Below are 21686 nucleotides of genomic sequence, written 5' to 3'. Positions count from 1 at the left end.
CGGACCCCGGTCCGACGTGCTCAGCCCGCGGCCGGGACCCAGGCCACGGGGCCTGCCGTGGCGTCCTTCGCGCGCGGCGACACCTCGACCTCGCCCAGGTCCCCGAGGCGCACGGTCACCGGCGTCCCCGCGTCGGCGTCGGACGGGACGGCGACGGCGCTCGTCGTCGGCGCGTAGTCCATCGTGCACGGACCCGGGTCCGGCTCCACCATGCCGACGACGACCACCTCGTGCGCGTCGTCCCAGGCGGCCTCGGCCTCCGCCACCCGCGGGCACGAGCTCGACCCGTACGTCACCACCAGCAGCACACCGGGGGTGGGCGACCAGGCGGCCCCGGCGGGGCTGTCGAACGTCCCCTCGGCGCCGTCGGGCAGGCCGCGCACGTGCTCCCCGGGCTCCGGTGCGGCCGCGCCGTCGGACGGTGCCGGGCTGGATGAGGGGCCGGCCGGCGAGCTCGGTGAAGGGCTCGACGACGGCGCTGCCGGCGACGACGGCGCGGGCGAGCCCGACGTCGACCCGCTGCCCGGTGAACCACCGGACGCGCAGGCCGTCACGAGCACGGCGAGGGCGGCCACGGCGCCGGCCAGCAGGGGACCGCGGAGGGCGCGGAGGGTGCGATCCGTCACCGGGCGACCGTCTCGCGGACGTCCGCGAACCGCAACCGCTCGGGCGTCTCCTGCGGGGCCGCCTTGCGCAGGAAGTCGCGTCGCTTGGCCGCGAAGCCGCGCCGGTCGTCGAAGAGGTCGCGCGCCATCTCCGCGAGCTCGATCGTGCGGTAGTACGACAGCGGACGGCGGGGCGCGCGCACCTGGGCCGTGGCCGCGGCCTCGGCCCGGCCCTCGGGCGTCGTCAGCGCGGCGGCCCGGTCCGCCAGCCACCCGGCGAACCGCTCCGGGTCGCGCGGGCCCACGGCGTCCACCAGGCCGGTCCGCGCCGCCTCCGCGACGGACACCGGCAGCTTCGCGCTGAGCAGGCGGTCGGCGTCGACCTCGCCGAGGCGGGACGCGACGGTCCACGTGTGCAGCTCGGAGCCGAAGATGCCCATGTCGTAGTACGGGTTGAGCACGACGCCGTCGCGCGCGACGACGACGTCGGCACACAGGCCCGCCATCACGCCGCCCGCGCCCGCGTTCGCGGTGAACGCGGCCACGGTGAGCTGGTCGGCCGCGGCGATCGCCTCGCACAGGTCGTCGATGGCCTGGATGTTGGCCCACGCCTCGGCGGCCGGGTCGGCGGCCGCCTCGATCGCGCCCAGGTGGATGCCGTTCGAGAACGCGTGCTCGGTGCCGCGCACCACGAGCACCCGCGTGTCCTCCGTCAGGGCCTTCTCGACCGCGGTCGTGAGACGGCGGCACTGCTGGGTGTGCATGGCGCCGCTGTACGACCGGATCGTGAGGTAGCCGACGTCGCCGTCGCGCTCGTACACGGACTCGGCGAGAGCGGCCGGCGCCGGGCGGAACGGCACGCCGGCGACGTCGAGCACCCACGACGCGGGCAGCTTGGTGCCGCGCTTCTCGGCCAGGGTCGCGGCGTACCCGACCCACAGGGTGCCGTCGCCGGTGGCGATCGCCACGGCGTCCTCGTCGCGCCCCACCACCATGCCGGGGGCGGCCAGCGGGTCCACCGGCTCGGGGACCGCGACGGCGTCGAACAGGCAGTAGCGCGCGCCCTGGAGCGTCGCGGGGGCGCCGGGCGCACCGTCGGCCGCCGCGATCGTGCGCGCCAGCTCGGCGGCGGGGCGGGACAGGTCGAGCTCGAACGCCGCCCGGCGCAGCAGCGGCAGCTCGCCGGTTCCCGGCACCTCGCGCTCGAGCCGGTCGGCGGGCGTCGGGTCCTCCCCCGCCGCGACCTTGCGCAGCACCTCGTCGACGCACGCCAGCGCGGCGTCGGCCACGAGCCCGTTGTACAGGGCGCTCTTGGCGACGGGGACCGTGGGGAGCGCGAACGTCGACGTCGCCCACACCGGGCCGGCGTCCATCTCCTCCACCGTGGACAGCGCGGTCACGCCCCACCGGTCGCGGCCGTCGAGGATCGCGTGGTCGAGGGAGGACGGACCGCGGTCGCCCACCGGTCCGGGGTGCACGACGACGGTGGTCCAGCGCCGCCAGACGTCCTCGGGCACCCGGTGCTTGAGGAACGGCGCGAGGATCAGGTCCGGGCCGATCGCCTCCACCCGCGCCGTCAGCTCCTCCGGCGAGCCGAACGCCGGCGCCAGCTCGACGCCCACGTCGTGGCCCCGGTCCGCCAGGTGCCCCCACACGCGTTGTGTGAGCCCGTTGAACGCCGAGACGAGCAGCAGGATCCTCATGCCAACCCCCAGTCTGGTCATGGGGCCACCATGGCCCCCGCCGCGGAACACCTCACCGCATGAAGGGGTGATGAGGCAACTGTCGCCCGCGAGACCCGCGCGGGGTGGTCACCCCTGGGGGCGGAGCGCGACGGCCATCGCCTCGAGCGCCAGGAGCGGCGCCACGTTGCCCTCGAGCCGCTCGCGGGCGACGCCGATCGCGTCCATCCGGCGGATGGTCTGCTCGGGCGTCGAGTCCGCGGCGAGCGCGCGCACGGTGCCGTCGTGCTCGGCGTTCACGAGGTCGACCGCGGCGCCCAGCTGCACCACGAGCACGTCCCGGTACAGGGACAGGAGGTCGACCATCGACCGGTCGAGCACGTCGCGCTGGCGGCGCGTGGCGCGCCGCTTCTGGTCGTCCTCGAGCTGCTTGAGCTGCGAGCGCAGCCGGGGCGGCAGGGTGTCGCCGTCCTGCACGCCGAGGGCGCGCATCAGCTCCGCCTTCTCGACGGCGTCGCGCTCCATGGTGGCCGCCACGGCCTCGGCCTTCGCGACGTCCACCAGCTCCCCCGCGGCGAGCACGGCGTCCCCGACGCCGCGGATGCGCCGCGCGATCTCGAGGACGGCGTCGCGACGCTCGCGCGCGTCGGCGTCCCGGGCGAGCCGGCGGGCGAGCCCGACGTGCGACTGGGCGGCGCGCGCCGCGGTGAGCGCGACCGCCGGGTCGATGCCGTCGCGGCGCACCAGCAGGTCCGCGACGTCCTGCGCGGGCGGCACGCGCAGCACGACGCCACGGCATCGGGACCGGATGGTGGGCAGCACGTCCTGCGCGCTCGGGGCGCACAGCACCCAGACGGTGTGCGGCGGCGGCTCCTCGATGGCCTTGAGCAGCACGTTGGTGGTGCGCTCGGCCATGCGGTCCGCGTCCTCGACGACGATCACGCGGTAGCGGCCGGAGGACGGCGTGCGTGCCGCGGTCATGATGAGGTCGCGCACCTCGTCGATGGTGATGACGACCTTGTCCGTGGCGACGACCGTGAGGTCCGGGTGCGTGCCGGCCAGCGTCGTCGTGCACGCGCGGCACCGCCCGCAGCCACCGGTCTCGCCGTCGGTGCCGGTGCACTGCAGCGCCGCGGCGAACGCCCGCGCCGCGACCGACCGGCCCGAGCCGGGCGGGCCGGTGAGCAGCCACGCGTGCGTCATCGCGGCCGGATCGGTGGCGGCGCGGCGCAGCGTGGCGACGGCGTCCGGCTGGCCGACGACGTCGTCCCACACGCTCACGCGCGACCCTCCCCGGCCTTGTCCCCCTCGGTGTCCTGCACGGTCGCGGCCTCCTCGACCACGGGCGTGAGGTCGAGCCGGGCGGCGACGTCCACGCGCACCTGTGCCTGTACGTCGTCCAGGCTCGCCGAGGCGTCCACGACGACCCAGCGCTCGGGGTCGGCGGCGGCCCGGCGCAGGAACGTCTCCCGCGTGCGGCGGTGGAACTCGTCGCCCGCCCGCTCCAGCCGGTCCGGCTCGCCCGACAGCCGGGCGGCCCCGACCAGCGGGTCGAGGTCCAGCAGCACCGTGACGTCGGGCAGCAGGTCGGCCGTGGCCCACAGGGAGAGCGCCTCGATCTCCTCCTCCGACAGCTCCCGGCCGCCGGCCTGGTACGCCACGGAGGAGTCGAGGTAGCGGTCGGTGACGACCACGGCCCCGCGCGCGAGCGCCGGCCGCACCACCGTGGCGACGTGGTGGGCGCGGTCCGCCGCGTACAGCAGGGCCTCCGTGCGGGGGTCGAGGTCCTCGCCGTGCAGCACCTCCCGGCGCAGCGTGGCGCCCAGGTCCGTGCCGCCGGGCTCCCGCGTCACGACGACCTCGCGGCCCGTGACCTCGTGCAGCCACTCGCCCAGCAGGCGCACGTGCGTGGACTTGCCGGCGCCGTCGCCGCCCTCGAACGAGACGAAGTACCCGGGTGCGCTGCTCACGCCGGACACCCTAGCCGTGACCGACGACACCGCCGCCCGCCGTAGCGCCGGGCACCGTGCGGGGGCACGATGGCAGTGATCCCTCGACACGCAGGAGGTTCGATGTCCACCCAGCCGCAGCCGTCCCAGACCGTGCTCACCGAGGAAGAGTCCTGGTCGCTGCTCGCCGGGCAGAAGATCGGCCGGTTGGTCACGTCGGTGGCCGGCGAGCCGGAGATCTTCCCCGTGAGCTTCGCGGTCGCCGACCAGCGCATCTTCCTGCGCACCAAGCCCGGCACCAAGCTCGCCGAGGTGACGATCAGCCCTCGGGTCGCGTTCGAGGCCGACGAGATCGGCGACGACGGGGCGTGGAGCGTCGTGGTCAAGGGCCGCGCCCAGATCCTCGAGCACGAGGACGACCTGGCCGAGGCGCGCACGACCGGGCTCGTCAGCTACCTCGAGGACGGCAAGACGGTGTGGATCCGCATCGCGCCGAGCGAGGTCTCCGGCCGCCGGCTCGTGCCGGGCGACCTGCGCTGACCGTCCCCGCCGAGGGCCCGGGTCACTCCCCCGGGTAGACGACGCTCACCTGGCGGCGGACGTCGTCCATGGTGCGCATGACCTCGAGCGTGCCGTCCCACGACATGCGCGGGCTCTCGACGTCCCCCGCCGCGACGCGGCGCGCCACCTCGGCGGCCTGGTACTGCTTGCCCTCGCCGCGGAAGCCGTCGTACGCCCAGGTGGCGCCGTCGTGCCGCTCGACCGTGAACGACGTCGGCGCGTAGAACGTGCGCGCCACCTCGATCCGTCCCTCGGTGCCCGAGATCACGGCCGTGTTCGCGGTGCGCGCCCACAGCGTGGTGGACAGGGTGGCCTGCGTGCCGCCGGGGTAGCCCAGCACCATGCCGATCTGGCCGTCGACGCCCGTCTCGGTGAGCGCGCCGACCGCGGTGACGGTCTGGGGCGCGCCGAGCAGGTCGTGCGCGAAGGACACCGGGTAGACGCCGAGGTCCAGCAGCGCGCCGCCGGCCAGGCCCGGCGCGTAGAGCCGGTGGGCGGGGTCGAAGGGGAACTGCTGGCCGTGGTCCGCGATCACGCCCACGACGCGGCCGATCTCGCCGCGCGCGATCACGCCGCGCAGCGCCGCGACGTGCGGCAGGAACCGCGTCCACATCGCCTCCATGACGAAGACGCCGGCCGCGCGCGCGGCGTCGAGCACCTCGCGCGCCTGCGCGGTGTCCTGGGTGAAGGCCTTCTCGACGAGCACGTGCTTGCCCGCCCGGATCGCCAGCAGCGCGTGCTCGTGGTGGTGCGAGTGCGGCGTCGCGACGTACACGACGTCGACGTCGGGGTCGGTCACCAGCGCGTCGTAGTCGCCGTGCGCCCGCGCGCCCGGCGCGTGGGCCGCCGCGAACGCCTCGGCCTTGGCCACGTCGCGCGAGCCCACCGCGACGACCGACGCCGCCGTGTGCTGCCGGACGCCGTCGGAGAAGGACCCGGCGATGTTGCCGGCGCCGAGCACGCCCCAGCGCACGGCCGGAGCGGTCCGCGGGTCGGGCACCGTCCCGGCGAGGTCGTCGGTGGTGAGGCCGGGCGCGAACGAGGCGGGTGTGACGTCGGTCATGGCCGACACGGTACCCGCCGGACGGCGACCCGCGGAGGGTCGGGTCTCAGGCCGGGACGCCGCCCGACGCCGCCACCACCCGGTTGGCGACGTCCCGCACCTGCTCCAGCTCCACCAGGCTCAGCCCGCTCGCCGCGACCACCTTCGCGGGCACCTCCTCCGCCTGGTCCCGCAGCGCGCGACCCGCCGCGGTGAGGTGCAGCTCGACGACGCGCGCGTCACCGGCGCCGCGGCGGCGCTCCAGCAGCCCCTGGCGCTCCAGCCGCTTGAGCAGCGGCGAGAGCGTGCCCGGGTCGAGCAGGAGCCGCGCGCTCAGCCCGGTGACCGTCGTCGTCGCGCCGGCGCGGTCGTCCTGCCACAGCCCGAGCATCACGAGGTACTGCGGGTGGGTGAGCCCGAGCGGCTCGAGGATCGGGCGGTAGATCGACACCATCGCCCGGGCGGCCGCCGAGAGCGAGAAGCACACCTGCGCCTCGAGGCGCAGCGGGTCGGCGGGCAGGTCCATGCGCCCACCCTACGAGTCGGCATATAGTTGGCGCACCAATGGTTGGCCCACCAAGCTTTGCTGAGGGAGTGTCATGGCACGCCGCGAGGACGACGACCGGACCTGGGGCATGAAGGTCACCGAGAGCCTCCTGAGGTTCTTCGGGCCCGCGTCGATCCGCCGTACGCCGCCGATCCCGCCCAGCGCGGAGGACCTCGCCCGCGACGCCGCGCTGCGCCGCTCGCTGCAGCGCGTCACCCGCCCCGACGGGCACGTGTACCTCGTCGAGCGCGAGGACTGACCGCCTCAGGTCGTGCGAGCGCCGTCGCGCTACTTCTTGGCGGCCGGCTTCTTCGTCGCAGGCTTCTTCGCGGCGGGCTTGCGCGTCGTCGTGCGCTTCTTGGCCGGACCGGCCGCCCGCTTCTCCGCCAGCAGCTCGACGGCCCGCTCGGGCGTGATGCTCTCGGGCGTCAGGTCGCGCGGCAGCGTCCGGTTGGTCTCGCCGTCGGTGACGTACGCGCCGAAGCGGCCGTCCTTGACCACGATCGGCTTGCCGCTGGTCGGGTCGTCGCCCAGCTCCCGCAGCGGCGGGGTGGCCGCGCGGGCGCCCCGCCCGCGCTTCGGCTCGGCGTAGATCTTCAGCGCCTCGTCCAGCGTGATGGTGAAGAGCTGCTCCTCCGACGCGATGGTCCGCGAGTCCGTGCCCTTCTTGAGGTACGGGCCGTAGCGGCCGTTCTGGGCGGTGATCTCGTCGCCCGACTCGGGGTCGGTGCCCACGACGCGCGGCAGCGACAGGATCTTCAGCGCGTCGTCGATCGTCACCGTCTCGAGCGTCATCGACTTGAGCAGCGACCCGGTGCGCGGCTTCGGCTGCGCGGCCTTCGCCTTCTTCTGCGCCGCCGCCGAGAGGCTCGGGTCGATCTCCGGCAGGTCGAGCACCTCGGTGACGTACGGGCCGTAGCGGCCGTTCTTCGCGATGATCTCGTTGCCCGACACCGGGTCCGTGCCGAGCACCTTGCCGTCCTCGGCGCCGGCGGCCAGCAGCTCGCGCGCCTTCGCCACGGTGAGCTCGTCGGGCGCGACGTCGTCGGGGATGGACGCGCGCGGCGGGCTCTGCCCCTCCTCGACCTCGGCGCCCAGGTCCTCGACGTACGGGCCGTACCGGCCGACGCGCACCCGGATGCCCTCGCCGATCTCGACCGAGTTGATCGCCACGGGGTCGATCTCGCCGAGGTTCTCCACCAGCTCGTGCAGGCCCCAGCCGGTGCTGTCGCCCGAGCCGTCGCCGAAGTAGAACCGCGTCAGCCAGGCCACGCGGTCCCGGCTGCCCGACGCGATCTGGTCGAGGTCGGCCTCCATCTCGGCCGTGAAGTCGTAGTCGACCAGCCAGCGGAAGTGCTCCTCGAGCAGCTTCACGACGGCGAACGCGAGCCAGGTGGGCACCAGCGCCTGGCCCTTGGTGCGCACGTAGCCGCGGTCCTGGACCGTCGAGATGGTCGCCGCGTACGTGGACGGGCGCCCGATGCCGAGCTCCTCCAGCGCCTTGACCAGCGACGCCTCCGTGTAGCGGGCGGGCGGCGTGGTCGAGTGCCCCTCGGCGGCGAGGTCGTCGCCGCGCAGCGGGTCGCCCTCGGCCATGCGCGGCAGCCGCGCGTCCTTGCCCGACGCGCCGGCGCCGTCCCCCTCGGCGACGTCCGTGCCCTCCTCGTACGCGGCCAGGAAGCCACGGAAGGTGATGACGGTGCCGGACGCCGAGAACACGGCGTCGCGGCCCACGAGCTCGCCCGCGGCGCCAGTCAGCGAGGCTGCGAGCCGCACGGACGCCGTCGACCCCTTGGCGTCGGCCATCTGCGAGGCCACGGTGCGCTTCCAGATCAGCTCGTACAGCTTGAACTGGTCGCCGGAGATCTCGCGGGCCACCTGGGCGGGGGTGCGGAACGAGTCGCCCGCGGGGCGGATCGCCTCGTGCGCCTCCTGCGCGCCCTTGCTCTTGGACGCGTACAGGCGCGGGGCGCCCGGCACGTACTCGGGGCCGTACAGCTCGGCCGCCTGCCGACGCGCGGCGTCGGTGGCCTCCGCGGACAGCGACGGCGAGTCGGTCCGCATGTAGGTGATGTAGCCGTTCTCGTACAGCGCCTGCGCGGTGCGCATCGCCTGGCGCGCGCTCATGCGGAGCTTGCGACCGGCCTCCTGCTGCATCGTCGAGGTGGTGAACGGCGCGGCCGGCTTGCGGGAGTAGGGCTTGGTCTCGAGCGACCGGACGGCGAAGGCGGCGTCCGCGAGGCCCGCGACGACGGCGCGCGCCGACGCCTCGTCGAGCTGGACCACGCCGGTGCGCACCTTGAGGCGGCCGCGGTCGTCGAAGTCGCGGCCGGACGCCACGCGGTCGGCCCCGAGCCCGGTGAGGCGGGCGCGGAACGCCTGCCCGGAGTCGTCGCCCTCGGTCGGCGCGAACTGCCCGGTGACGTCCCAGTAGTCGGCGGGGACGAACGCCATGCGCTCCCGCTCGCGCTCCACGACGAGCCGCGTCGCGACGGACTGCACACGGCCCGCGGAGAGGCCCTGGCGCACCTTGCGCCACAGCACGGGCGAGACCTCGTAGCCGTAGAGGCGGTCGAGGATGCGGCGGGTCTCCTGCGCGTCGACGAGGTCCTCGTCGAGCTCGCGGGTGTTCTCCAGCGCCCGCAGGATCGCCTCGCGGGTGATCTCGTGGAACACCATCCGCTTGACCGGGACCTTCGGCTTGAGCTCCTGGATGAGGTGCCAGGCGATGGCCTCGCCCTCGCGGTCCTCGTCGGTGGCGAGGTAGAGCTCGTCGGCCTCCTTGAGGGCCTTCTTCAGCTCGCGGACCTTCTGCTTCTTGTCCGCGTGCACCTCGTAGTAGGGGTCGAAGCCGTTGTCGACGTCGACGGCGAACTTGCCGTACGGGCCCTTCTTCATGTCCGTCGGCAGGTCGCGCGGCTGCGGCAGGTCGCGGATGTGCCCGACGCTCGCCTCGACCTCGAAGTCGTCACCGAGGTAGCCCTGGATCTTGCGGGCCTTGGTGGGCGACTCGACGATCACGAGCTTGCGTGGCTGGGGCATCCGTTCCTGCTTTCCCTGGTGCTGCGGCGGTGCGGGCGGCGTGCTGCTGCGGTGGTGATGGTGGCCGGCCGACCGGTCATGTCACGGTACGACATCTGCTCGTCACTTCCCCGACACGGCCGCCGGGCGGCACTCTACCGAGACGTGCGGCGGGGCTGCGCGGTGAGCTGCCGGAGCACGAGGAGCGCCGCGAACGCCGCCGCGGTCACCGCGAGCACCCCCAGGACGCCCGCCGCGTACGCGGTGAGGTCCGGCGACAGGGGCACCGGGTCGCCGTTCGTGACGAGCCCCACGAGGGTGCCGCCGGAGACGACGACGCCGACCGCCGACGCGGCGAGCAGCAGGCCTGCCACGACGTACGACCCCGGTGCCGACGAGGACCCGCCCCGTCGGTGCGGCTCGTCCGTCGACGACGCGGGCGTGAGCGCGCAGACCGCGGCCCCCCACGCCAGGACGACGAGCACCGCGGCGACGACGTCCGACGGCCGGTGCCACTGCCCCACGAGCGTCGAGACGCCGGTGGCCGCCGTGTAGGCGGCACCGAGGATCGCGACCACCGGCCGCCAGGCCCGCGGCGTGACGAGCAGCAGCGCGACCGACACGGACGCGGCCACGGTGGTGTGCCCGCTGGGCAGCGTGTTGGGGCCGGTCCACCCGGGCAGCAGCTCGGGCCGGTCGAGGACGCCGTGCTTGAGCACCTGGGTCGTGACGTTCGCGCCGGCCACGAGCACCGCGACCTGCAGCGCCAGCACCCAGCGGCGCCGCACCAGGGCGACGAGCATCGCCACCCCGACCCCCGCGACGACGAACGCCACGGAGACGACGTCGAGCACGGGCTCGGCGACCTGCCACAGGCGCCCCTGGCCGTAGGTCGCGCCGCCGAACGCGAGCTCGTCGACGCGCTGGCCCGCGGTCGTCGCGACGAAGAACCGCCAGGTGAGCCACACCCCGAGCACGGCGAGGACGGCCACGACCCCGGCGGCGACGCGCGGCGCCGCCCGCGCCTGCGGGACGGTCCGACGTCCACGCCACGCGCCGACCGGCAGGATCGGCGCGCCGACGCCCGCCGTCCCCTGCGAGGGGGTCGGCGGCGTCGGGGGGCGCGTCTCGGTGAGCACGGGGCCACGCTACCCATTCCGGTGTGTCGGAAACGTATGCGCGGCGTGGGGACCTCTCCGCGCGCTACGGGCGGGTGTGCCTCAGCGTGACGGTGTTGGAGAAGACCTGGCGGACGCTCTGGTCCTTGGGGGTGTACTGGACCTTGATGTAGGACTTCCCGGGCGAGCCCGACAGCAGCACCCCGGGCACACGGAGGGTCCGCCGCCCGTCGTCGACCTTCCACGACCAGTTGGTCCAGCAGCCGGCCCACCGGGACTGGGACGACTGCGGGTCGCGCGTCCAGAGGCACAGGCGGCCGCGCTCGGGGAGCCCCGCCGTCGTGACCGTGACGGTCGCGCGGACCGAGCGACGGTCCGACCAGTCGGCGGGGAACGACGTGCGGTCCATGCGGAACGTGACCTTCGGCCGCGCCTCGGCGACCTTCTGGCTCCAGGCCCGCTGCGACCGCTCGAAGGTGGACGGCCCGACGTACTTGACCACCATGTACTGCGGTTCACCGCCCTGCGCCTTCACGCCGGTGGCGGGGACGTACAGCGACGCCTTCCCCTTCGCGAGCGTGCCGGTGCGCAGCTTCTTGCCGTACGACCACAGCTCGACCCGGCCCGTCGGCGTGGCTCCGGGCGAGGAGACGGTCACGGCGATCCGGCGCCCCTTGCCGTAGGTCCACGTCCTCCCGGTCGACACGGCGACGGACGTCGCCCGGGGGCGGACGACGAGCGTGTGCCACCGGTCGACGTGCTCCTCGTACTCCGGGGCGCCGTCGAACTCGATTGCCAGGTACGAGTAGCCGAACGCGAGCCTGCTCGCCGGGAACCGCAGCGTCGCCTTCCCGCCCACCACGGCGGCGGAGGCCAGCGACTTCCCGTCGCCGCTGCGCGTGACGGACACGCGCCCCACGGGCGTCCCGAGCGTGGACGTGACGCGCACCGGCACGACGACGTCCGAGCCGTAGCGGACCGAGGACGGCACCGTGGCCTTCACCGTGACCGGCTTGCTCGTGGCCTGCACCCGGGCCCCCCAGCTCGACACGGGTTCCCCCGCGAGGGTCCTGTGCACGAACCGGAGGGTCCGCCAGCGGGCCACCTCCGTGCCGTCGAGGGCGAACGCGGCGACACCGTCCACCAGCGGCGCCGACCGCTCCACCCCGCCGCCGAGGTCGACGGTCACCTCGCCCTCCCTCGGCTCGTCCGTGCCGGTGAGGTCGAAGCGGAGCTCGTGCGCGTCGCCGTAGTGCCACGACGTCGCGTTCAGCAGCGGGACCGTGGGGTCGGCGAGCTCGATATCGGCCGCGCCCCACGACCGGACGGGGTACTGACCGGTGGCCGGGTCGACGGCCGCGGACGTGTCGACGTGGCGCACCACGACGCGGTGCAGGCCGGCGGCGTCGTCGACGGTCGGGACCACGATCGTGGCCCGACCGTCCGTCAGGGAGGCCCGCCACTGGGACGAGCTGTAGCCGTCGGCCATCCAGGTGACCTGGCCGATGCCCGGCGCGCCGTCCTGGGTGACGGTCACCTCGAGGGTGACGTCCTGCCCCACCCACCAGCGCTCCTCCGTCGGGACGACGACGGTGGCGTCGCCGCCGGCGTCGTCCGCCGTCGCGGGCGGGACGACGAGCCCCGTCGCGACCAGGGCGAGCGCGACCGCCGCACCGATCGACGCCATCCACCGCCGTACTCCTGCGCCCACGCGCACACCGCCTCCAGTCGAGCCCGCGTGCAACATAGCGGCAGGTCAGACGCCGATCCAGACCTCCGAGGGCGCCCCTTGCCCGACCACGAAACTTCATACCTCCCGGGGGTGTCGACGACCGGTCAGCGGGCGAGCTCCGGCGGCAGGCCGCCCGAGCCCGCGGCGACGAGCCCGGCGTCGTGCAGGTGGCACGCGACGCGCCGCTCCTCGCCCGTGCGCGGCGGCCCCAGCACGGGGCGCACGTCGCGACAGACGTCCATCGCGTGCGGGCAGCGCGGCGCGAACGGGCAGCCCGCGCCGAGCCGCTGGAGGTCGGGCGGGGCGCCGGGGATGCCGGACAGCTCGCGCCGCGGCCCGCGCAGCGGGGGGAACGAGCCGAGCAGGCCGGCGGAGTACGGGTGCCGCGGCCTGCGGTAGACCTCCTGCGCGGTGGCCTCCTCCACGATCTCGCCCGCGTACATGATGGCGATGCGGTCCGCGACCTCCACCAGCAGGGACACGTCGTGGGTGATCAGGACGACGGAGAACCCCAGCCGGTCGCGCAGCTCCATGATCTGCTCGAGGATCTGGCGCTGCATGACGACGTCGAGCGCCGTCGTCGGCTCGTCCATGAGCAACACCTGCGGCTCCAGGGCGAGCGCCATCGCGATCATCACGCGCTGCCGCATGCCGCCCGAGAGCTGGTGCGGGTACGCGCGGAGGCGGTCCGCGGAGATGCCGACCATCTCGAGCAGCTCCGCCGCCCGCGCCTCGAGGTCCCGGGGTGACAGCCCGGGCCGGTGCGCCCGGATGCCGTCGGTGAGCTGCCGACCGATCCGGAAGACCGGGTTGAGGGAGCTCATCGCGCCCTGGAACACGATGGCGACGTCGCGCCAGCGGGCGGCGCGCAGCTGCGCGTCGGTCAGGCCGAGGACGTCGCTGCGCCGGCCCTCGCGGTCGGTGAGCCACACCTCCCCGCCGGTGATGAGGCCGGGCGGCGGCAGCAGCCGGGTCGCGGCGTACGCGAGCGTCGACTTGCCGCAGCCGGACTCCCCCGCCAGGCCGAGCACCTCGCCGCGGTGCAGGGTCAGGTCCACGCCCCGCAGCACGTGCGTCGGGTCGTCGCCGAAGCCGTAGTCCACGTGCAGGTCGCGGATCTCCAGCACGGGCTCGCTCATCGTTCCTCCTGGGTGGGCTCGGTGGGGCGCGCCGGCCTCACCACCGGGGTGAAGCCGACGCGCGGGCGGATGCCACGGCGGCGCAGGGTGCGGGCGTGCATGCCGGTGCTGCGCAGGCGCGGGTTGACCAGCTCGTCGATGCCGAAGTTGATCAGGGTGAGCGCCATGCCCAGCAGCGCGATGCACAGGCCGGCGGGCACGAACCACCACCACGCGCCGCGCTGCAGCGCCAGGTTGTTCTGGGCCCAGAACAGGATGGTGCCCCAGTTCCACTCGCTCACCGGGGTGATGCCGATGAACGCGAGCGTCACCTGGCTGAGGACGGCGAACGTCACGGTGCCGACGAAGCCCGCGGCGATGATCGCCGTGAGGTTGGGCAGCACCTCCGCCAGCACGATGCGCCACGTGCGCTCGCCCGTGGCCCGCGCCGCCTCGACGAAGTCCCGCTTCCGCAGGGACAGCGTCTGGGCGCGCAGCACGCGCGCGCCCCACGCCCACCCCGTGACGCCGATGACGAGCGCCACGGTGATGCCGCCGGCGCTGGGCAGCTGCGCCGCGATGATGATGATGAGCGGCAGCTGCGGGATGACGAGGAACACGTTCGACAGCGCCGAGAGCCCCTCGTCGCCCAGCCCGCCGACAAACCCGGCCGTGACGCCGACGAGCACGCCGAGCACGGTGGCCCCGAGCCCGGCGACCAGGCCCACGACCAGCACGCCCCGGGTCCCGACGATGATCTGCGACAGGATGTCCCGCCCGGTGTGGTCGGTGCCGAGCCAGTGCGCGCCGGACGGCGGCTGCAGCAGGGCGGTGCTCACCTGGTTCGGGTCGTAGGGCGCGATCCACGGCCCGACGACGGCGAGGATCCCGAAGAACACGAGGATCGCGATGCCGACGAGCGCCTTGGAGTTGCGCAGGAACAGCAGCCGGGGGCGCCGGCCCGGGCGCGCGACGCCCTGCCCGACGTCGTCCGGCCCCGTGGGTGCCGCGACCTCGATCGCGGTGGTCGATGTGGCCATGTCAGCCCTCCTGCCGGGTGCGGGGGTCGAGCGCCGCGTAGGCCAAGTCCGCCACGAGGTTGGCGACCAGCACGGACAGCGTGATGACGAGGAAGCAGCCCTGCATCAGCGGGTAGTCGTGGGTGGAGACCGCCTGGTAGAGCGTGTAGCCGATGCCCTGGTAGCTGAAGACCATCTCCATGACGAGAGTGCCGCCGACGACGAAGCCGAGTGCCAGGGCGAAGCTGGAGACCTGCGGCAGGATCGCGTTGCGCGCCGCGTACCCCACGACGACCGCCCGCGCGGGCAGGCCCTTGGCGTGCGCCACGGTGACGTAGTCCTCGCTGGAGACGGTGACCATCATGTTGCGCATCCCGAGGATCCAGCCCGAGATCGACGACACGACGATCGTCAGCGCGGGCAGGGTGCCGTAGTAGATCACCGAGCCGACGAACTCCCAGCTCAGCGACGGCACCATGCCGCGGTCGTAGCTGCCGTTGGACGGGAACCAGCCGAGGTTGACGGCGAACACCGCGATGGCGATGAGGCCCAGCCAGAAGTACGGCACCGCCGAGAAGAAGGTCGTGATCGGCAGCAGCGAGTCCGCCCAGGTGCCGCGTCGCCAGCCGATGCCGGTGCCGACGGCCGTGCCGAGCAGGAACGCGATGATCGTGGCGATGCCGACCAGGCCGACCGTCCAGGGCAGCGCCTGCGTGACGATGTCGGACACGGGTGTCGGGAAGTGGGTGAAGCTCAGCCCGAGGTCGCCGTGCAGCAGCATCTGCCAGTAGTGCACGTACTGGTCCCACAGCGACATGTCCTGGTCGAGCCCGAACAGCACGCGCAGCGACTGCTCGGCGTTCGAGTCGATCCGGCCCTGCATGCGCCCCATGAGGGCGGTGACCGGGTCGCCCGGCAGCAGGCGCGGCACGAAGAAGTTGATGGTGATGGCGGCCCAGGCGGTGAACAGGTAGAACAGCGCGCGGCGCAGCACGAACCTCATGCGTCCCCTCCCGTCGGCGTCAGCACCGGGGCGTCGGCGCGGTCGGCGTACCCCCAGCAGGCGGCCTGCCGGGGCTCGCCCGCCGGCCCACTGCCGACGTCGAGCAGGGGCGGCGCCTCGGCCGCGCACAGGTCGGTGGCGAACGGGCAGCGCGGGTGGAAGCGGCAGCCCGAGGGCGGCCGCACCAGGCTGGGCGGCTCCCCGCGAGGGGCGCCCGCCGGCCGCTCGGCGAGGTTCTCCGGGTCGGGGGCCGACGCCAGGAGCAGCCGCGTGTACGGGTGCTTCGGGTCCTGGGTGACCGACTCGCTGTCCCCCGACTCCACGACCCGCCCCGCATACATGACCAGGGTGGTGTCCGCGAAGTACCGCGCCGAGGCGATGTCGTGCGTGATGTAGAGGATCGCCAGGTGCAGCCGGTCGCGCAGGTCGGCGAGCAGGTTGAGGATGCCGAGCCGGATGGACACGTCGAGCATCGAGATGGGCTCGTCGGCCAGCAGCACCTCCGGGTCGGCCGCGAGCGCCCGCGCGATGGCGATGCGCTGGCGCTGCCCGCCGGACAGCTCGTGCGGGAACTTGTCGACGTACCGCTCGGCGGGCGTGAGGTGCACGCGCTCGAGCAGCTCGGCGAGGGCCCGTTCCAGCTCGTCCCCGCGCAGGCGGCCGCGGTGGATGCGCAGCGCCCGCGTGAGCGTGTACCGCACGGGGTGCACCGGGTTCAGCGAGGAGAACGGGTCCTGGAAGATCATCTGGACGCGGTTCACGTAGCGGCGGAACGCGCGGCGTCCGCGCGCCCGCGCGTCGGTGCCGCCGAGCAGCAGCCGGCCCGCGGTGGCGGGCTGGAGCTGGGAGAGCAGACGCGCCACGGTGGACTTCCCGGAGCCGGACTCGCCGACGAGGGCCACGACGCGGCCGGCGTGCAGCGCGAGGTCCACGCCGTCGACGGCGTGCACGACGGCGCCGCGCCCGGAGCCTCGGCCGCCGCCCTTGACCAGGTAGTGCTTCGTGAGCCCGACGGCCTCGAGCACGGGCGCGCCGGGGTCGGTGCTGGGGGTGCCCCCCGGGGCGCCGGCAGGCGCCCCGGGGGTGGTGGTGTGGAGGGACATCAGGACGCGGGCTCCAGGTGCATGACGATCTGGGCGGCCTGGACCCCCGTGGGCTGCGGCTGGTTGTACGGGTCGTCCTCGGACGGCCAGCCGACGTAGTTCAGCGACGAGTACTGCGCGGTGGCGGGGCGCGACCAGATCGGGATGGCGGGCACCTGCTCCACGTAGACCTGCTGGATCGTGTCCATCGCGGCCTGGCGCGTGGCGTCGTCGGTCGCCGCCGCGTAGTCGGCGAACGCCTTCGTCGCGGCGTCGTCCTGGAACCGGCCGAAGTTCCACGTGGCCGGCTCGCCGAGCTTCTTGTACTGCGCGCCGTCGAACTGGTCGGCGTACATGTCCCACGGCGTCGCGCCGCCGTCGGTCCAGTGCAGCGTGGCCTGGAAGTCGCCCGGCGGGATGACGTCGGCGAACCAGCCGTCCTGGTTGACGGGGTTGACCGTGGCGTCGGCGCCCAGCGTCGCGGCCGCGTTCTTGATGAGGTCGAGCGCGGTGAGGTAGTCGTTCCAGCCCGCCGGGTTGGTGAGCTCGAAGGTCACCTTCTCGCCGTCCGGGTCGACGAGCTTCTCGCCCTCCCAGGTGTAGCCGGCGTCGGTGAGCAGCGCCTTGGCCCCCTCGACGTCGACGGCGAGGTCGGTGTCCGCGTAGGCGTCGGAGAGGAACGGCTCTCCCGCGGGCAGCGGCAGGCCGGTCGCGTTCGTCAGCGGCGGGTTGACGCCGGAGGTGGCGACGTCCACCAGCTCCTGCCGGTCGACGACCATGTTGAGCGCCTGCCGGAAGGCGACGTCGTCGAACGGCTTCTTCTCGTTGTTGAGGAACAGCGCGTCGATGCCGAGGCCGGCGGCGGCGTACTGGTGGTAGTGCTCCGGGTCCTGCGCGATGTAGACGTTCTCGTAGTCGGCGATGAACGTCCAGCCCCACTGCGCCTCGCCCGTGGTGAGGGCCGTCGTCAGGGCGTTGTTGTCGTTGTACGACGAGTACCGGATCTCCGGGACCTTGGGCTGCCCGCCCCAGTAGTCGTCGCGCGCCTTCACGGTGGCCGCCTGCGGCGTCCACGACTCGAGCGTGTAGGGGCCGGTGCCGACGGGCTCCTCGTTCGTGAACGTCGTCGGGTCGTCGACGTCCTTCCACAGGTGCTCCGGCACCATGAGCAGGTCGTACAGCTTGGACTGGTTGACGTACTGCGGGGCCGTGAACGACACGGTCACGGTGGTGCCGTCGGTCTCGACCTTGTCGTACGGCAGCGCGGCCGCGTTGAGGCCCTCGTGGTCGATCCGGAGCTGGATCGAGAACGCGACGTCGTCCGCGGTGAAGTCCTCACCGTCCGACCAGGTCACGCCCGACCGCGGCGTGATGACGGCCTGCGTGTAGTCCTCGTTCCACTCGATCTTCTCGGCGAGCCAGGGCTCCGGGTCCTCGGACGGCTTGGCCTGGTTGCGCATCATGAGCGGCTCGTAGATGACGAACGCGTAGCCGAGGGAGAGCGCGGACGAGCCGGTCGCGAACGGCGACTGGTTCTGGGTCTGCACGCCGTTGGGCATGCCGACGGTCAGGGTCTCCGTGCCGACGCCGCCGGAAGAGGCGGACGGGCTGTTCCCGCCGGCGCCGCCGCCACAGGCCGCGGCCAGCAGGGCCACGACCGCGGCGCTCGCGACCGCCGTGCTGAGCTTGCGGATTCTCACGGTGTGCCTCCTTGCACGAGCCCCGCCGCCGATGGCGGGGCGATGGGTAGGTGATCGGTGCTGGATGGTCAGGGCTGGATGGTCAGGGCTGGATGGTCAGGGCTGGATGTCGGGCGCGACGACGAGGTCGACGTCGAGCCGGGGGTCGCGCACCGAGCGGCTCGCGGTGAGCCGGTAGGTGCCGGGCGGGGTGGTCCAGCCGCCGGCGGCGGCGTCCCACGTCTGGAGGGCGCGCCGGGGGACGCGCACCTCGGCGGTGGCGCGCTCTCCCGGCGCGGCGTCGACGACGGCGAAGCCGCCGAGCCAGCGCACGGGGCGCTCGGGATCGGTGGCGACCGTGCCGGCGGGCGGGGTCACGTAGACCTGCACGACCTCGCGCCCCGGGCGCGTGCCGGTGTTGCGCACGGCGACGCGCACGACGACGTCCTCCCCTGCGCTGGCAGGTACGGCGTCGGCGGCCTCGTACTCCCACGTCGTCCAGCCGAGCCCGTGCCCGAACGGGGCGGCGGGCTCGTGGCCTCCCGCCCCCGGCCCGGCGTCGAGGCGGCGCTCCCAGGCGCGGTAGCCGACGTCGAGCCGCTCGGCGTAGTCGACGACGCCGCCGGCGGGGATCGCGTGCGGCACGGGCACGTCCGCGGCCCGGGCGGGCAGGGTCCACGGCAGGCGGCCGGACGGCTCGGTGACTCCGGTGAGCACGTCCGCGAGGCCGGTCCCGGCCTCCTGGCCGGGCAGCCAGCCCCACAGCACGGCCGGCGCCTCGTCGTACCAGGGCAGCAGCACCGGCGCACCGGCGTTGACGACCACCACGGTGCGCGGGTTGGCGGCGAGCACGCGCCGCACCAGCTCGTCCTGCGTGCCGGGCAGCGCCAGGTCGGCGCGGTCGTAGCCCTCGGACTCGACCTCGTGCGTGGTGCCCACGACGACGACGGCGACGTCGGCCTCCCTGGCCGCGGCGGCCGCCGCCTCGAGCTCGTCCTCGGCCGTCGGCCCGGGCAGCCGGTGCACCAGCGCGCCGCGCACGAACCGGTCGTAGCCGACGGGGTGCACCACCTGCAGCTCCGCCTCCAGCAGGGTGCCGTCGGCGCCGCCCTCGACGGCGAGGGTCGAGGCGATCGGGTGGTTGTGGCCCGAGGCGAGGATGACGTCCTCGTCCACGACGACGTCGCCGGCGGAGGCCGTCCTGCCGTCCACCGTGACCTGGTGCGCCCCCACCGTGCCCACCCCGAGCTCGTGGGTGCCCGGCTCGTCGGTGCGGACCCGTGCGCTGAGGCGCAGGGTCGCGTCGTCGGGGCCGACGTCGGCGCACCAGCCGTCCCAGGCACCGCGGGTCTCGACGCGGCGGACGGTGCCGTCGGCGGCGAGCCACTCCAGGCGCACGCCCGGCGCGCCGGTGACGGGGTCGGTGCAGCGGGCCGGGTCGAGCGCCGGCGGGTTGCGCAGCACGCGCGAGCCGGCGACGAGATCGACGACCGAGCCCGCCGGGAGCGCGGCGCGCAGCGCCTCGGCGGGGTACGTGAGGCGGTCCGGCACGACGAACGACGAGCCACCGCCCTGGAAGAACGGCTCCACGGCGTGCGCCCCGAGCAGCGCCACGCGCAGGGGCGCGCCGTCGGGCCCGTCCGCGACCGGGACCAGGCCGTCGTTCTTGAGCACGACGACGGAGCGTCCGACGAGCTCGCGCAGCAGCGGCACCGGGTCCTCGGCCGGGACGGGCCCGCCGTCGACGACAGGTCCGCCCGGCAGCGCGAGCCGCCCGACGCGGTGCGCGAGCCGCAGCAGGCGGCGCACCTTGTCGTCGAGGTCGGCGACGGCCACCTCCCCGGACCGGACGGCGGCGAGCAGGCCGTCGCCCCACGGCCCGTCGGGCCCGGGCATCTGCAGGTCGAGGCCGCCGCGCACGGCGGGCGCGACGGACTGCGTGGCGACCCAGTCGCTCACGACGAGGCCGTCGAAGCCCCACTCCTCCTTGAGGACGCCGGTGAGCAGCGGGCGGTGCTCGAGGGCGGGCGCGGCGACGGTGCCGTCGTCGACCCCGCTGTACGCGCCCATGACGCTCCACGCACCGGCGGCGACGAGGCGGTCGAACGGCGCGAGGTACACCTCCCGCAGCGTCCGCTCGTCGACGCGGGCGAGGTAGCGCGTGCGGTCCGTCTCGGAGTCGTTGGCCACGTAGTGCTTCACGCACATCCCGACCCCGCGCTCCTGCGCCGCCGTGACGAGGGCGACGGCGACCTCGGCCGTGAGGTGCGGGTCCTCCGAGTAGCACTCGAAGTGCCGCCCGCCGACGGGCGTGCGCTGGAGGTTGACCTGCGGCGCCAGGACCACGTCCACCCCGTGCCGGCGGGCCTCCGCCGCGAAGAGCCGTCCCGTGCGCCGGGCCAGCTCGACGTCCCACGTGGCGGCGAGCGCCGACGGCGCGGGCAGCATCGCGGAGGTGCCGTGGCCCTGCGGGTCGCGCACCCCCACCGGGCCGTCCGACATGACGACGGGCTCGAGCCCGATCCGCTCGACGGCGCGGGTCGCCCACATGGACGCGCCGACCACGAGGGCGGCCTTCTCGTCGACCCCGAGGAGGTCGACGAGCGCGTCGATCTCGATCTCGGTGCTGGCGTCGGTGCTGGCGTCGGTGCTGTTGACAGCGGTCTGCGATGACACGCGGCGGTACTCCCTCGTCCTGGTCGGCGTCGACTGGCGCCCAGTGAAGCACAGTTACTGACAGGTAAGTAAGTAGACGAAGGTCACAGTATGGTGACGCCATGGCAGACGGCAGCACCCCGCGACGGACCCGCCCCTCGAAGGCCGAGCGGCGCGAGGAGATCCTCGGCGCGGCGACGCGCGTGTTCGGCTCGAAGGGCTATCACGCGGGGTCGCTGGTCGACGTCGCCGAGCAGGTGGGCATCACGCACGCGGGCGTGCTGCACCACTTCGGCAGCAAGGACAAGCTGCTGTGGGCCGTGCTGGAGTACCGCGACCGGGTCGACGTCGAGCACCTCGAGGGGCAGCACATCCCCGGCGGACTCGACCTGTTCCGCCACCTCATGACGACCGCGCGGATCAACGCCGACCGGCGCGGCATCGTGCAGGCCTACTCGGTGCTCACGGGCGAGTCCGTCACCGACGGCCACCCGGCGGCCGCCTGGGTCACCGAGCGCTTCACGGTGCTGCGCGGCGAGATCACCACGGCGCTGCGGCAGGTGGCGCAGGAGCGCGGCGTGGCGCTCGAGGAGGCACGCGCCCGCAGCGCCGCCAGCGCCGTCATCGGCGTCATGGACGGCCTCCAGGTGCAGTGGCTCCTGGACCCGGACGCCGTCGACCTCGCGGAGGAGACCGCGTTCGCGATCGAGGCGATCCTCGCCGCCGTCCTCGCCGGGCCGGACGCCCCGCGCGTCGTCCCCGCGAGGTAGTCCAGAGATCCGCGAGGTAGCTCGGAAGACCGCGAGGTAGCTCACAGGTCGGCCCGGTGGCGCTCCACCGTGGCCCGACGAGCTACCTCGCGGTTCTTCGAGC

Annotated in this window: 18 protein-coding genes; 3 read left to right on the top strand and 15 right to left on the bottom strand. The window is 74.2% G+C overall.

The window, feature by feature from the left end:
• Positions 1 to 20 precede the first annotated feature (20 nt).
• The 4 genes from ACFQ80_RS13350 to tmk form a co-directional block, all read right to left on the bottom strand.
• Positions 21 to 626 (bottom strand): hypothetical protein, encoded by a 606-nt coding sequence (locus tag ACFQ80_RS13350; protein WP_430563986.1) that lies wholly within the window; start codon positions 624 to 626, stop codon positions 21 to 23.
• Positions 623 to 2308: an enoyl-CoA hydratase-related protein gene (locus ACFQ80_RS13345; protein ID WP_430563985.1), complete on the bottom strand. Its 1686-nt coding sequence runs from the start codon at positions 2306 to 2308 to the stop codon at positions 623 to 625. Before ACFQ80_RS13345 ends, ACFQ80_RS13350 begins: the two co-directional genes overlap by 4 nt.
• A 108-nt stretch (positions 2309 to 2416) precedes the next feature.
• Positions 2417 to 3568 (bottom strand): DNA polymerase III subunit delta', encoded by a 1152-nt coding sequence (locus ACFQ80_RS13340; protein WP_430563984.1) that lies wholly within the window; start codon positions 3566 to 3568, stop codon positions 2417 to 2419.
• Positions 3565 to 4257, bottom strand: coding sequence for a dTMP kinase (gene tmk / locus ACFQ80_RS13335; protein WP_430563983.1), 693 nt, complete (start codon positions 4255 to 4257; stop codon positions 3565 to 3567). The genes ACFQ80_RS13340 and tmk overlap by 4 nt, the downstream gene beginning before the upstream one ends.
• 102 nt (positions 4258 to 4359) lie before the next feature.
• Between tmk and ACFQ80_RS13330 the strand changes: the two genes are divergently transcribed.
• Positions 4360 to 4776, top strand: a complete 417-nt coding sequence (locus ACFQ80_RS13330; protein ID WP_430563982.1) for a pyridoxamine 5'-phosphate oxidase family protein — start codon at positions 4360 to 4362, stop codon at positions 4774 to 4776.
• Positions 4777 to 4798: 22 nt separating this feature from the next.
• Here the strand turns inward: ACFQ80_RS13330 and ACFQ80_RS13325 are convergent, their stop codons facing one another.
• Positions 4799 to 5860: a Gfo/Idh/MocA family protein gene (locus ACFQ80_RS13325; protein WP_430563981.1), complete on the bottom strand. Its 1062-nt coding sequence runs from the start codon at positions 5858 to 5860 to the stop codon at positions 4799 to 4801.
• Between the two features lie 46 nt (positions 5861 to 5906).
• Positions 5907 to 6365 (bottom strand): MarR family winged helix-turn-helix transcriptional regulator, encoded by a 459-nt coding sequence (locus ACFQ80_RS13320; protein ID WP_430563980.1) that lies wholly within the window; start codon positions 6363 to 6365, stop codon positions 5907 to 5909.
• A 73-nt stretch (positions 6366 to 6438) separates the two neighbouring features.
• Here ACFQ80_RS13320 and ACFQ80_RS13315 point away from each other — a divergent pair, with 73 nt between their 5' ends.
• Positions 6439 to 6645 (top strand): hypothetical protein, encoded by a 207-nt coding sequence (locus ACFQ80_RS13315; protein ID WP_430552412.1) that lies wholly within the window; start codon positions 6439 to 6441, stop codon positions 6643 to 6645.
• Between the two features lie 29 nt (positions 6646 to 6674).
• On the opposite strand, the gene topA is transcribed toward ACFQ80_RS13315, so the two are convergent.
• From topA to ACFQ80_RS13270, 9 genes are all read right to left on the bottom strand, one after another.
• On the bottom strand, positions 6675 to 9428 hold the full coding sequence (gene topA / locus ACFQ80_RS13310; RefSeq protein ID WP_430563979.1) for a type I DNA topoisomerase: 2754 nt from the start codon (positions 9426 to 9428) through the stop codon (positions 6675 to 6677).
• 134 nt (positions 9429 to 9562) lie between these two features.
• Complete coding sequence (locus ACFQ80_RS13305; protein WP_430563978.1) at positions 9563 to 10546, bottom strand: phosphatase PAP2 family protein; 984 nt, start codon at positions 10544 to 10546, stop codon at positions 9563 to 9565.
• 64 nt (positions 10547 to 10610) lie between these two features.
• Positions 10611 to 12212, bottom strand: coding sequence for a hypothetical protein (locus ACFQ80_RS13300; protein WP_430563977.1), 1602 nt, complete (start codon positions 12210 to 12212; stop codon positions 10611 to 10613).
• 149 nt (positions 12213 to 12361) lie between these two features.
• A complete protein-coding gene (locus ACFQ80_RS13295) occupies positions 12362 to 13396 on the bottom strand; it encodes an ABC transporter ATP-binding protein (RefSeq protein WP_430563976.1) in 1035 nt (344 codons plus the stop codon).
• Positions 13393 to 14415: an ABC transporter permease gene (locus tag ACFQ80_RS13290; RefSeq protein ID WP_430563975.1), complete on the bottom strand. Its 1023-nt coding sequence runs from the start codon at positions 14413 to 14415 to the stop codon at positions 13393 to 13395. Before ACFQ80_RS13290 ends, ACFQ80_RS13295 begins: the two co-directional genes overlap by 4 nt.
• Position 14416: 1 nt before the next feature.
• Entirely contained in the window at positions 14417 to 15397 is a 981-nt protein-coding gene (locus ACFQ80_RS13285) for an ABC transporter permease (protein ID WP_430552406.1), read from the bottom strand.
• Positions 15394 to 16500 carry an ABC transporter ATP-binding protein gene (locus ACFQ80_RS13280; protein WP_430563974.1) on the bottom strand — a complete coding sequence of 369 codons (1107 nt, stop codon included), beginning with the start codon at positions 16498 to 16500 and terminating at the stop codon, positions 15394 to 15396. The genes ACFQ80_RS13285 and ACFQ80_RS13280 overlap by 4 nt, the downstream gene beginning before the upstream one ends.
• Positions 16500 to 18179, bottom strand: a complete 1680-nt coding sequence (locus ACFQ80_RS13275; protein WP_430563973.1) for an ABC transporter substrate-binding protein — start codon at positions 18177 to 18179, stop codon at positions 16500 to 16502. Before ACFQ80_RS13275 ends, ACFQ80_RS13280 begins: the two co-directional genes overlap by 1 nt.
• 96 nt (positions 18180 to 18275) lie before the next feature.
• Entirely contained in the window at positions 18276 to 20834 is a 2559-nt protein-coding gene (locus ACFQ80_RS13270; protein WP_430563972.1) for a beta-glucosidase, read from the bottom strand.
• Between the two features lie 101 nt (positions 20835 to 20935).
• Between ACFQ80_RS13270 and ACFQ80_RS13265 the strand changes: the two genes are divergently transcribed.
• The gene (locus tag ACFQ80_RS13265; protein WP_430552402.1) at positions 20936 to 21583 is read left to right on the top strand and encodes a TetR/AcrR family transcriptional regulator; all 648 of its coding nucleotides are present in this window, start codon (positions 20936 to 20938) and stop codon (positions 21581 to 21583) included.
• The last annotated feature ends 103 nt before the right edge of the window (positions 21584 to 21686 follow it).

This window comes from Isoptericola sp. NPDC056578 (genome assembly GCF_042793275.1).
Taxonomy (GTDB): Bacteria; Actinomycetota; Actinomycetes; order Actinomycetales; family Cellulomonadaceae; genus Isoptericola.
Note: the sequence above shows the minus strand (reverse complement) of the source record. Positions and strands in the feature narration are given on the sequence as shown.

Bases quoted from the DNA above. Each gene is read 5' to 3' on its own strand.
- ACFQ80_RS13345 (WP_430563985.1), bottom strand. From the start codon at position 2,308: ATGAGGATCCTGCTGCTCGTCTCGGCGTTCAACGGGCTCACACAACGC.
- ACFQ80_RS13330 (WP_430563982.1), top strand. From the start codon at position 4,360: ATGTCCACCCAGCCGCAGCCGTCCCAGACCGTGCTCACCGAGGAAGAG.
- ACFQ80_RS13325 (WP_430563981.1), bottom strand. From the start codon at position 5,860: ATGACCGACGTCACACCCGCCTCGTTCGCGCCCGGCCTCACCACCGAC.
- ACFQ80_RS13320 (WP_430563980.1), bottom strand. From the start codon at position 6,365: ATGGACCTGCCCGCCGACCCGCTGCGCCTCGAGGCGCAGGTGTGCTTC.
- ACFQ80_RS13315 (WP_430552412.1), top strand. From the start codon at position 6,439: ATGGCACGCCGCGAGGACGACGACCGGACCTGGGGCATGAAGGTCACC.
- topA (WP_430563979.1), bottom strand. From the start codon at position 9,428: ATGCCCCAGCCACGCAAGCTCGTGATCGTCGAGTCGCCCACCAAGGCC.
- ACFQ80_RS13300 (WP_430563977.1), bottom strand. From the start codon at position 12,212: ATGGCGTCGATCGGTGCGGCGGTCGCGCTCGCCCTGGTCGCGACGGGG.
- ACFQ80_RS13295 (WP_430563976.1), bottom strand. From the start codon at position 13,396: ATGAGCGAGCCCGTGCTGGAGATCCGCGACCTGCACGTGGACTACGGC.
- ACFQ80_RS13290 (WP_430563975.1), bottom strand. From the start codon at position 14,415: ATGGCCACATCGACCACCGCGATCGAGGTCGCGGCACCCACGGGGCCG.
- ACFQ80_RS13285 (WP_430552406.1), bottom strand. From the start codon at position 15,397: ATGAGGTTCGTGCTGCGCCGCGCGCTGTTCTACCTGTTCACCGCCTGG.
- ACFQ80_RS13280 (WP_430563974.1), bottom strand. From the start codon at position 16,500: ATGTCCCTCCACACCACCACCCCCGGGGCGCCTGCCGGCGCCCCGGGG.
- ACFQ80_RS13265 (WP_430552402.1), top strand. From the start codon at position 20,936: ATGGCAGACGGCAGCACCCCGCGACGGACCCGCCCCTCGAAGGCCGAG.